Below are 11,210 nucleotides of genomic sequence, written 5' to 3'. Positions count from 1 at the left end.
GACTTCAAGCGACGGCAACGACGTCGAGAATGCGTTGCACCACACGGTCCTGGTCAATCCCGGCCGCTTCGGCTTCGAACGACAGGATGATGCGATGGCGCAGCACGTCGAACAGCACCGCCTGGATGTCTTCCGGGCTGACAAAGTCGCGACCGGCCAGCCACGCATGGGCGCGCGCGCAGCGATCCAGGGCGATGGAGCCACGGGGGCTGGCGCCGTAGGCGATCCACTCGGCCATCTCGGGATCGAACTTGGCCGGGGTGCGCGTGGCCATGACCAGTTGCACCAGGTATTCCTCCACCGCATCGGCCATGTACAGGCCGAGGATTTCCTTGCGCGCGGCAAAGATCGCCTGCTGGCTGACACGGCGCTCGGGCTTGGTTTCGCCGTTGAGGGCTTCGCCACGGGCCTGTTGCAGGATGCGCCGTTCGACGGCCGCGTCGGGGAAGCCGATCTTGACGTGCATCAGGAAGCGGTCGAGCTGGGCTTCGGGCAGCGGGTAGGTGCCTTCCTGCTCGATGGGGTTCTGCGTGGCCATCACCAGAAACAGCGGGGACAGGTCGTAGGTACTGCGCCCGACGCTGACCTGGCGCTCGGCCATGGCCTCCAGCAGCGCCGATTGCACCTTGGCCGGGGCGCGGTTGATCTCGTCCGCCAGTACCAGGTTGTGGAAGATCGGCCCTTGCTGGAACACGAAGCTGCCGGTTTCCGGGCGATAGATCTCGGTGCCGGTGATGTCGGCGGGCAACAGGTCGGGGGTGAACTGGATACGATGGAACTGCGCTTCGATGCCTTCGGCCAGCTCTTTGATCGCCTTGGTCTTGGCCAGGCCCGGCGCGCCTTCCACCAGCATATGGCCGTCGGCGAGCAGGGCGATCAGCAGGCGATCGATGAGCTTTTCCTGGCCGAGAATCTGCGTAGAAAGAAAGGTTCGCAGCGCGAGCAGCGCTTCACGATGTTCCATCGATGACGGTTCCTGGAGAGATGAGCCTGTGCGTCATGTAACAAACGACAGCCTGGGGCGCCTACTTTAATGCATGGCAGGGGGTGGCGACTAACGGCACGCGGGGTATTTTTAGCAAAACTTGTAGGAAAATTGTGTGAGAGGCACAAAGGGCGGTGAGCAGGCGTGCCCGCTCACCGCCTCTGCTTCAACGGCAGGGCACCCCGGGATGCCAAGGCTGGCTGTGCACGGCAGAGTTGAGATCCGGGCGTTTACCGAGGCTGTAGAAGTTCTGTTTGTAGACCATGCCGTTGTACGCCACCGCCTCTGCGTAGGTTGAATACACCTTGGTGGGCGACCACGCCGGAATATCGCCACAACTGCCCGAAGGTGGCGGGGCCTTGACGGTGATCGGTTTTTCCAGCCGCAGCATACCGCCGCGCCCGTCACTGACCACGACACTGACGGTGACGCGGGTATCGCCGGTGACGGCAGGGGCGGTGAGGGTGACGCTGCGGGTATTGCCGATGGTGCCGGTGAAGCCGGTCGGGCGCGTCCAGGTGTAGCTCATCGGGTCGCCGTCAGGGTCGCTGGCGTTGGCGATGAAGCTCACGACCTGGCCCGAATCGACCGTTTCGCTGCCCTGCAGGCTGCCGACGGGTGGACGGTTGGCGGGGGTGCCGGCGGTCACCGTGAGGGTGTGGCTGGCTGTCGCGCGGCGATCGCGTTCATCGGTGACGGTCAGGGTGATGACGCGTGTTCCCGCCGTATTCGGAGCAATAAAGCTGCTGGACGCTTGCGCCGAAGAGTCCGGGTTGAAGCCAGTGGCCGCCCAGGCGAAGCGCAAGCCTTGGCCCGTGGAGGAGGCCCCCGATAACAGCACCGCCTTGCCGGCTTCAACACTGGAGGGGCCAGTGATCCTGGCGACCGGCAGCCCGCTGCCGCAGGTGCCCAGGCGTCGCCAGGGCTTGGCGGAGCCGGTTTCAACAAAGTTCAGATCGGGACGAGCGTTTTGCGTCCAGTGCGCCACTTGGTAGCTGTAACCGCTGTAGGAGACTTTTTCGCCGACCACGGCATACACCTTGCTCGCAATCCAGGGAGCGGCGCAGTCGCCGACCGGAGGCGCGTCAGGGGCCTTGATGGTGATGTTTTCCCTCAGGTTGAGGGTGTGGGTGCCGTCGGACACCGCCACGGAAATCGAGGTCAGGGTATCGGCGGTTACGGGCGGTGCGGTCAATGACAAGGTCGGCCCATCCCCGTCCGGAGGGGTAAACCCGTCGGCATTCCAGCGATAGGTCAATGGTTTTTGCGTGGGCGATTGCGCATAGACATGGCCGTTGAACGTCTCTCCCGATTTGGCTTGCTCGGGGATGGCCAGCCGGCCCGTGGGCGGTTGTCCGACGCCGTCGGCAAGCAGTTTGCGGATGGCGGCCTCCAGGTCCGGCTGCACGCCAATCTCGGTGCGGTTGCCGTTGGCTTGTGGATAGCCGGTTTCTACCAGGATCCTGCGCAGCTCCTTGGGTGCGAGGTTGCCCAGGCCATTGGCCCGCGCCACACCTTGCAGCGATGCCATCACCCCAGCAATGATCGGGTTGGCGGACGAGGTGCCGCTGTAGGTGTGGGTATAGGCGCTGGTGGGGTTGGCGGTGGTCCAGGTCGTCGTGGTGACGGAGCCGCCCCAACTGAACAGGTCGACGCGTCGGCCGTATTGGGAGTAATAGGCTCTCAAACCGCTCGTGGGGTACACTGCGCCCGCGTAGATGCTGCCGGAATCGAATCTGTTGCGATCAAAGTAGCCGCTGAAGTAGGGGTGGTCCAGGTTGATATTGCCGTTTGCCGCAGCCAGTACGACATGCACACCTTTTTCCATGGTCAGGTAGGTGATGATGTCGCGTACCGTTCGGTTGTATTCCACGGGCATGTAGCAGTTCTGGCTGCAACCGACTGCTGGAAAGGGCGTGTAATTCATATGCACGCCCAATTGCACCACATCGCCGGGGCTCAGCAGTTCGGCGGTTTGCAGCAATCGGCTGGGGCCATATTGCGAATAACCCAGTTGTGCATGGGGCACGATGCCGGTGGTGCCGAAGCCATTGTCCCTGGAGCCGATGGTGCCGACGCTGGCCGTGTCGTGGTAGCCGGTGATGGCCCCTGCATCGACTTCCAGAAAAGGTTTGGGCAGGTCCACGTGGTTGTAGGCCCAATGATCGATCTCCGAAGAGATCACCCGCATGTTGTTGCCCTTGCCACCGGGTACGGTCCAGGCCTTCACCGCGTTTACACCGCCGATGTTGTAGGGCGGTACGGCTTGTCGGCCGAGCAGGTAGTACTGGCGTCCGGTATGGTCCGGTATGCCGCTGCGCGCACTGCCCGCGATGGGTTCGGCCTTGTCCTCGTGCATGCCCTCCACCACGGGTTCAAAGTCGACGTCTTCTATGACCGGGTCTTGCTTGAGTTGCTGGCGCAGTGCGTCAGCCTGCCTGTGGCTCAAGTGGCGGGTGTCGACGATGTAGTAGCGGTCCAGTCGATGCCGGCGCAGGGCTTCTACATCCGCCAGCGTGCGGGCCTTGCTCGGCGTTACCAGCGGCTTGATGTTGGGCACGCGGTGCTGGAAGGTGCTGGAGGGGTCGACGAGGTCCTGAAGATTTCGCGACCTGGATCCGTCATCTTTGATCAGCAGGATCAAATGTGAGTAGTCAATGTTGGCTGCGGATGCCGCCAGCGCTGATGAAGCCGTGGCCAAAAGGCCAATAGCCAGAAACTTGCTGAGGGATTTCATCGAGGCACCCGTGCAGTCACCGTTGCTTTGCTCAGCTAAGGCCGGAAACACGGGGCCGGGTACTGTTAGAAATAACAGTACCGACCAACGGTCAAGGGCGTCGGTGAAGGCTGCGCCAGTGCGATTCAGGCGCGGATGTAGGTGCCGGTGCCCTTGAGAATGTTCTGCAGGGTCTGTTCCACTTCTGCCATCTCCGCTGCGGCGGTGGCGTGGGTTATCTCCAATTGGTCCTTGCCGCCCAGTGCATCGGCATCGCCCGCCGCCAGCTCTACCCGCAATGTCGTATCGCTTAGGGTGACTTTCAGCCCATCCAGGGTCGACGGCTCGTAGTCCCAGGTCAGCTCCACTTCGTCTTCGTCGGGGTAGCGGGTGAGCATGAACATCTCGCCGTTCCTGCCGTGGCAGCAGAGCATGGCCATGTTGTCTTCTTCGTCGTCGCACGGGGTGGCCATCAGGGCGTCGGTTTTCACTTGCAGCATGGGGAATCCTGTCTGGGGTAGGGCGTTGCGTAGGCAATTGTGCCATCGCGGCGAATTTTGTGCTGCTTCCTGTGTCAGACCCAGTGCATGACCTGTCGGGCTCTACCAGTCATTTTCGGTACTCGGGGGCGGAAAAATAGCCGGTTTTTCCACCGGAAATTCCGGGTTGCCCAAGTCGCAACCCCAAGCCTGCGTACCGATGACCGAATATGTCGCAGCACCGCAAGCACCCGGCTTCCCACACTCGTTAAGCTGCGCAACGGATGTGCACGTGCCAGGCGCCTGACCTGCCCGTCGTACCGTCACCCGGCAAGGTGCGCATCTTATGGAAGTTGTATGTGACCTCATTGTCTTGTCCAGCTTCACCCACCTGTCACCCTGATTCGTTTATGGTGCTTAACTCGTTACCTGCGAACAGAGCCGACGGTCTCCCCACCAGGGGATAACACGCGACGCTTCCATCAATAACAAGCCCAAGCGGAGTACCACAGATGGCGTTCTTCACCGCAGCCAGCAAGGCCGACTTCCAGCATCAACTGCAAGCGGCACTGGCGCAGCACATCAGTGAACAGGCACTGCCACAAGTGGCGCTGTTCGCTGAACAATTCTTCGGCATCATTTCCCTGGATGAACTGACCCAGCGTCGCCTTTCCGACCTGGCCGGTTGCACCCTGTCTGCCTGGCGCCTGCTTGAGCGCTTTGATCACACCCAACCGCAAGTGCGGGTCTACAACCCCGATTACGAACGTCATGGCTGGCAATCGACCCACACCGCGGTCGAAGTGCTGCACCATGACCTGCCATTCCTGGTGGACTCGGTACGCACCGAGCTGAACCGCCGTGGCTACAGCATCCACACCCTGCAGACCACCGTGCTCAGCGTGCGCCGTGGCAGCAAGGGCGAGTTGCTGGAAATCCTGCCCAAGGGCACCCAGGGCGAAGGCATCGAGCAAGAATCGCTGATGTACCTGGAAATCGACCGCTGCGCCAACGCCGCCGAACTCAACGTGCTGAGCAAAGAGCTTGAGCAGGTACTGGGCGAAGTGCGCGTGGCCGTGGCCGATTTCGAACCGATGAAGGCCAAGGTCCAGGAGCTGCTCGACGGTATCGACGCCAGCCCGTTCGGCATCGACGGCGAAGAAAAAGCCGAGATCAAGAACTTCCTGGAATGGCTGGTGGGCAACCACTTCACCTTCCTCGGCTATGAAGAGTTCGTGGTACGTGACGAGGCGGACGGCGGTCATATCGAATATGACGCCAACTCGTTCCTCGGTCTGACCAAGCTGCTGCGCGCCGGCCTCACCGCCGACGACCTGCGCATCGAAGACTACGCCGTGTCGTACCTGCGCGAGCCGACCGTGCTGTCGTTCGCCAAGGCCGCGCACCCGAGCCGTGTACACCGCCCGGCTTACCCGGACTACGTGTCGATCCGCCAGATCGATGCCGACGGCAAGGTGATCAAGGAGTGCCGCTTCATGGGCCTCTACACCTCGTCGGTGTACGGCGAAAGCGTACGCGTCATCCCGTATATCCGCCGCAAGGTCGCGGAAATCGAGCGTCGCTCGGGCTTCCAGGCCAAGGCGCACCTGGGCAAGGAGCTTGCTCAAGTCGTTGAAGTGCTGCCCCGTGACGACCTGTTCCAGACCCCGGTCGACGAGCTGTTCAGCACCGTGATGTCGATCGTGCAGATCCAGGAACGCAACAAGATCCGCGTGTTCCTGCGCAAAGACCCGTACGGTCGTTTCTGCTACTGCCTGGCCTACGTGCCGCGCGACATCTACTCCACCGAAGTGCGCCAGAAGATCCAGCAAGTGCTGATGGATCGCCTGAAAGCCTCGGACTGCGAGTTCTGGACCTTCTTCTCCGAATCCGTGCTGGCGCGCGTGCAGCTGATTCTGCGGGTCGACCCGAAGAACCGCCTGGACATCGACCCGTTGCAACTGGAAAAAGAAGTGGTGCAGGCCTGCCGCAGCTGGCAGGACGACTACTCCAGCCTCGTTGTGGAAAGCTTCGGCGAAGCCCACGGCACCAACGTGCTGGCGGATTTCCCGAAAGGCTTCCCGGCCGGCTACCGCGAGCGTTTCGCTGCGCATTCGGCTGTGGTCGACATGCAGCACCTGCTCAGCCTCACCGAAGCCAACCCGCTGGTGATGAGCTTCTATCAGCCGCTGGGCCAGGTGTCCGGCCAGCGCGAGCTGCATTGCAAGCTGTATCACGCCGATACCCCGCTGGCGCTGTCCGACGTATTGCCGATCCTGGAAAACCTCGGCCTGCGCGTGCTGGGTGAGTTCCCGTACCGCCTGCGTCATGCCAACGGCCGCGAGTTCTGGATCCACGATTTTGCGTTCATCGCCGCCGAAGGCGTGAACCTGGACATCCAGCAGCTCAACGACACCCTGCAGGACGCGTTCGTGCACATCGTGCATGGCGATGCCGAGAACGATGCGTTCAACCGCCTGGTACTCACCGCCGGCCTGCCATGGCGCGACGTCGCGCTGCTGCGTGCCTACGCCCGTTACCTGAAGCAGATCCGCCTGGGCTTCGACCTCGGCTACATCGCCAGCACCCTGAACAACCACACCGACATCGCCCGCGAGTTGACCCGGTTGTTCAAGACCCGCTTCTACCTGGCGCGCAAGCTCACCGCCGATGACCTGGAAGACAAGCAGCAGCGCCTGGAACAAGCGATCCTCACCGCCCTGGACGACGTCCAGGTGCTCAACGAAGACCGCATCCTGCGGCGCTACCTGGACCTGATCAAGGCCACCCTGCGCACCAACTTCTACCAGACCGACGCCAACGGCCAGAACAAGTCGTACTTCAGCTTCAAGTTCGACCCGCGCGCGATCCCTGAGCTGCCCAAGCCGGTGCCGAAGTTTGAAATCTTCGTCTACTCGCCCCGCGTCGAAGGCGTGCACCTGCGCTTTGGCAACGTGGCCCGTGGCGGCCTGCGCTGGTCCGACCGTGAAGAAGACTTCCGTACCGAAGTGCTCGGCCTGGTCAAGGCCCAGCAAGTGAAGAACTCGGTGATCGTGCCGGTGGGCGCCAAGGGCGGCTTCCTGCCGCGTCGCCTGCCACTGGGCGGCAGCCGTGACGAGATCGCGGCCGAGGGCATCGCCTGCTACCGCATCTTCATTTCCGGCCTGTTGGACATCACCGACAACCTCAAGGATGGCGCCCTGGTGCCGCCGGCCAACGTCGTGCGCCATGACGACGATGACCCGTACCTGGTGGTAGCCGCGGACAAGGGCACCGCGACCTTCTCCGACATCGCCAACGGCATCGCCATCGACTACGGCTTCTGGCTGGGCGATGCGTTCGCCTCCGGTGGTTCCGCCGGTTACGACCACAAGAAAATGGGCATCACCGCCAAGGGCGCGTGGGTCGGTGTGCAGCGTCACTTCCGTGAGCGCGGCATCAATGTGCAGGAAGACAGCATCACCGTGGTGGGCGTCGGCGATATGGCCGGTGACGTGTTCGGTAACGGCCTGTTGATGTCCGACAAGCTGCAACTGGTCGCGGCCTTCAACCACCTGCATATCTTCATCGACCCGAACCCGAACCCGGCCACCAGCTTCGTCGAGCGCCAGCGCATGTTCGAGCTGCCGCGTTCGGCCTGGACCGACTACGACACCAGCATCATGTCCGAAGGCGGCGGTATCTTCTCGCGCAGCGCGAAGAGCATTGCTATCTCGCCACAGATGAAGGAACGCTTCGACATTTCGGCCGACAAGCTGACTCCGACCGAACTGCTGAACGCCTTGCTCAAGGCGCCGGTGGACCTGTTGTGGAACGGTGGTATCGGCACCTACGTCAAGGCCAGCACCGAAAGCCACGCCGATGTAGGCGACAAGGCCAACGACGCGCTGCGCGTCAACGGCAACGAGCTGCGCTGCAAGGTGGTGGGCGAGGGCGGTAACCTCGGCATGACCCAGCTGGGCCGTGTGGAGTTCGGCCTCAATGGCGGCGGCTCCAACACCGACTTCATCGACAACGCCGGTGGCGTGGACTGCTCCGACCACGAAGTGAACATCAAGATCCTGCTCAACGAAGTGGTGCAGGCCGGCGACATGACCGACAAGCAACGCAACCAGTTGCTGGCGAGCATGACCGACGAAGTCGGCAGCCTGGTGTTGGGCAACAACTACAAGCAGACCCAGGCCCTGTCCCTGGCTGCGCGCCGTGCCTACGAGCGTGCCGCCGAGTACAAGCGCCTGATGAGCGACCTGGAAAGCCGTGGCAAGCTGGACCGCGCCATCGAGTACCTGCCGACCGAAGAGCAGCTCACCGAGCGCGCTTCTACCGGCAAGGGCCTGACCCGTCCGGAACTGTCGGTGCTGATCTCCTACAGCAAGATCGACCTCAAGGAAGCGCTGCTCAAGTCGCTGGTCCCGGATGACGACTACCTGACCCGCGACATGGAAACCGCGTTCCCACCGAGCCTGGTGGCCAAGTTCGGCGAAGCCATGCGTCGCCACCGTCTGAAGCGCGAGATCGTCAGCACCCAGATCGCCAACGACCTGGTCAACCACATGGGCATCACCTTTGTGCAGCGACTCAAGGAGTCGACCGGCATGAGCCCGGCGAACGTGGCCGGTGCCTACGTGATCGTGCGCGACATCTTCCACCTCCCGCACTGGTTCCGCCAGATCGAAGCCCTGGACCACCAGGTCTCCGCTGACGTGCAATTGCAGTTGATGGATGAGCTGATGCGCCTGGGCCGTCGTGCCACGCGCTGGTTCCTGCGCAGCCGTCGCAACGAGCAGGACGCCGGCCGTGACACCGCGCACTTCGGTCCGCACCTGGCCGCGTTGGGCCTCAAGCTCGACGAACTGCTGGAAGGTCCGACCCGCGAAGGCTGGCAGACCCGCTACCAGGCCTACACCGAAGCCGGCGTGCCGGAGTTGCTGGCGCGCATGGTTGCAGGCACGACCCACCTGTACACCTTGCTGCCGATCATCGAAGCCGCTGATGTGACCGGGCATGACGCCGCCGAAGTGGCCAAGGCCTACTTCGCCGTCGGCAGCGCCCTGGACCTGCCGTGGTACCTGCAGCAGATCAGCGATCTGCCCGTGGCCAACAACTGGCAGGCCCAGGCCCGCGAAGCGTTCCGCGACGATGTGGACTGGCAGCAGCGGGCGATCACCATTTCCGTCCTGCAAATGGCCGACGCGCCACAGGACATGGAAGCCCGCGTGGCCCTGTGGCTTGAGCAGCACAAGGACATGGCTGATCGTTGGGTCGCAATGATGGTGGAAATCCGTGCTGCGGTCGGCACGGACTACGCCATGTACGCGGTGGCCAACCGTGAACTGCTGGACCTGGCGTTGAGTGGTCAGTCGGTGCTGCAACCGGCTTGATGCCTGGGTAAAACCAATGTGGGAGGGGGCTTGCCCCCGATAGCGGTGGGTCAGTCATGTATGTGTTGACTGACACTCTGCTATCGGGGGCAAGTCGAATCGTCGCACCGCCCCTCCCACATTTGGATCTTTATTTATCTGGTGGTCAGTGGTGTTTCAGTAATTTGCTTTCCAGGTGATCCAGGTGCCGGGTCATCAAGCCCACCGCAGCAGTCACATCCCGCTGCTCAATCGCATCCACAATCGCCACATGCTCCTGCCACGCGCAATACGTGCAGGCTTTCGCTTCGTACTGGGCAATGATCAGCGACGTCAATGGCACCAGGCTGTTGAGAAACTGCGCCAACGGCGCGTTGCCCGCCATCTGCGCCAATTGCAGGTGAAACTCCCCTGACAACCGAATCGCCGGCCCACGCTGGTTGCGTTCCATACCGTCGCGTTCCCGTGCTATCAGCTCGCGCAGCTGGCGTATCTGCGTGGGCGTGGCCTGGGCGCAGGCCAATTGCACCACCGTGATTTCGGTCATGCGCCGCGCTTCGAGAATCTGCCGCGTCTGCTGGGCATCCGGCGCTGCGACCTGGGCGCGCTGGTTGGGGCGCAGGATGACCACTTGCTGGTGGGACAGCTTGGCCAGTACCCGGCGAATCACGCTGCGGCTGACGCCAAAGGTTTCGCCCAGGCCTTCTTCGGTAAAGCGGCTGTGCGGGGCTATGCGCTGTTCGAGGATGGCGTCGAACAACCGTGGGTAGATGTCGTCCACCGAAGGTTTTTTACCGGCCACCAGGCGCAGGGCAGGAATGATCGGATCGCGTTGCAGGGCGTGGGCGGTCATGGCCTGTCTCCAAAAAATCAGTTGCCGAGATGGTCGTCCGGAATGTTCAAGTGAATGCCCATGCGCAGGCCTTCCTGGAGGATGTGCCGACGCATCTCGGCACTGGCCAGGGCGCTGTTCTTGTTGCGGATGGCGCGTACCACCGCTTCATTTTCCTGCAGGCGTTCCGCCAGGTGCTCGGGGGAGTTGCGCAGTACCTGGGCGCTTTGCTTGAGGGCGGTGCTGGTTTGCTGCACCACGTTCTGGAAGATCGGGTTGGCGGTGAGCGCGAACAGTTCTTCGTGAAAATCGAGGTAGGCGTTCATGCCGGCTTCGGCGTCACCGGCATCCAGGGCTTCGCGCATGTCCATCAGGGTCAGGCGCAATTGGCCGACTTCCTTGCTGCTGATGGACTGGGCCACCAGGCCGACGATAAAGGGTTCGAGGGTGTAGCGCAGTTGCAGGATGTCTTCGAGGCTGGCATCGGCCACGGCGTCGCTCGATTGTGGTTCGCTGACGCTGGTTTCCAGCACGACCACACCTTTGCCGGGCATGGAGCGCACCAGGCCGAGGGTTTCGAGCACGATCACCGCTTCGCGCAGGCTGGGGCGGCTGATACCCAGCTGTTCGGCCAGTTCGCGCTGGCCCGGGAGCATTTCGCCCCGGCGCCACTGACCCTGCTTGAGTGCGGCGCGGAGTTTTTCTACGACTGAATTGACGACGGTTGAGGTGCTGATCACGTCGATGGTTCCTTGATGGGGCGAATCCAGTGTGGGAGGGGGCTTGCCCCCGATAGCGGTGGATCAGTTACAGATAGATCAACTGACCGTCCTCATCG

General features: G+C 62.5%; 6 protein-coding genes. 1 reads left to right on the top strand and 5 read right to left on the bottom strand.

The window, feature by feature from the left end; genetic code table 11:
- Positions 1-4: 4 nt before the first annotated feature.
- The 3 genes from B9N88_RS01865 to B9N88_RS01855 all read right to left on the bottom strand — a co-directional run bounded on the left by B9N88_RS01865 (position 5) and on the right by B9N88_RS01855 (position 4,201).
- The gene (locus B9N88_RS01865; RefSeq protein WP_003174327.1) at positions 5-964 is read right to left on the bottom strand and encodes an AAA family ATPase; all 960 of its coding nucleotides are present in this window, start codon (positions 962-964) and stop codon (positions 5-7) included.
- Between the two features lie 187 nt (positions 965-1,151).
- Positions 1,152-3,722: a S8 family peptidase gene (locus B9N88_RS01860; protein WP_051429437.1), complete on the bottom strand. Its 2,571-nt coding sequence runs from the start codon at positions 3,720-3,722 to the stop codon at positions 1,152-1,154.
- Positions 3,723-3,847: 125 nt separating this feature from the next.
- Positions 3,848-4,201 (bottom strand): hypothetical protein, encoded by a 354-nt coding sequence (locus B9N88_RS01855; RefSeq protein WP_027608568.1) that lies wholly within the window; start codon positions 4,199-4,201, stop codon positions 3,848-3,850.
- Positions 4,202-4,692: 491 nt separating this feature from the next.
- Between B9N88_RS01855 and B9N88_RS01850 the strand changes: the two genes are divergently transcribed.
- Entirely contained in the window at positions 4,693-9,561 is a 4,869-nt protein-coding gene (locus B9N88_RS01850; RefSeq protein WP_027608567.1) for an NAD-glutamate dehydrogenase, read from the top strand.
- 145 nt (positions 9,562-9,706) lie between these two features.
- On the opposite strand, the gene B9N88_RS01845 is transcribed toward B9N88_RS01850, so the two are convergent.
- Positions 9,707-10,393 (bottom strand): GntR family transcriptional regulator, encoded by a 687-nt coding sequence (locus tag B9N88_RS01845; protein WP_027608566.1) that lies wholly within the window; start codon positions 10,391-10,393, stop codon positions 9,707-9,709.
- Positions 10,394-10,410: 17 nt separating this feature from the next.
- Positions 10,411-11,112, bottom strand: coding sequence for a FadR/GntR family transcriptional regulator (locus B9N88_RS01840; RefSeq protein WP_027608565.1), 702 nt, complete (start codon positions 11,110-11,112; stop codon positions 10,411-10,413).
- Between the last annotated feature and the right edge of the window lie 98 nt (positions 11,113-11,210).

It is taken from the genome of Pseudomonas sp. LAMO17WK12:I1 (assembly GCF_900177315.1).
Lineage (GTDB): Bacteria > Pseudomonadota > Gammaproteobacteria > Pseudomonadales > Pseudomonadaceae > Aquipseudomonas > Aquipseudomonas marginalis.
This window is presented reverse-complemented; position numbering and strand designations above follow the sequence as displayed.

What these genes read in the sequence shown, in the direction of transcription:
- B9N88_RS01855 (WP_027608568.1), bottom strand. Translation starts at nt 4,201, where the DNA reads ATGCTGCAAGTGAAAACCGACGCCCTGATGGCCACCCCGTGCGACGAC.
- B9N88_RS01845 (WP_027608566.1), bottom strand. Translation starts at nt 10,393, where the DNA reads ATGACCGCCCACGCCCTGCAACGCGATCCGATCATTCCTGCCCTGCGC.
- B9N88_RS01850 (WP_027608567.1), top strand. Translation starts at nt 4,693, where the DNA reads ATGGCGTTCTTCACCGCAGCCAGCAAGGCCGACTTCCAGCATCAACTG.
- B9N88_RS01860 (WP_051429437.1), bottom strand. Translation starts at nt 3,722, where the DNA reads ATGAAATCCCTCAGCAAGTTTCTGGCTATTGGCCTTTTGGCCACGGCT.
- B9N88_RS01865 (WP_003174327.1), bottom strand. Translation starts at nt 964, where the DNA reads ATGGAACATCGTGAAGCGCTGCTCGCGCTGCGAACCTTTCTTTCTACG.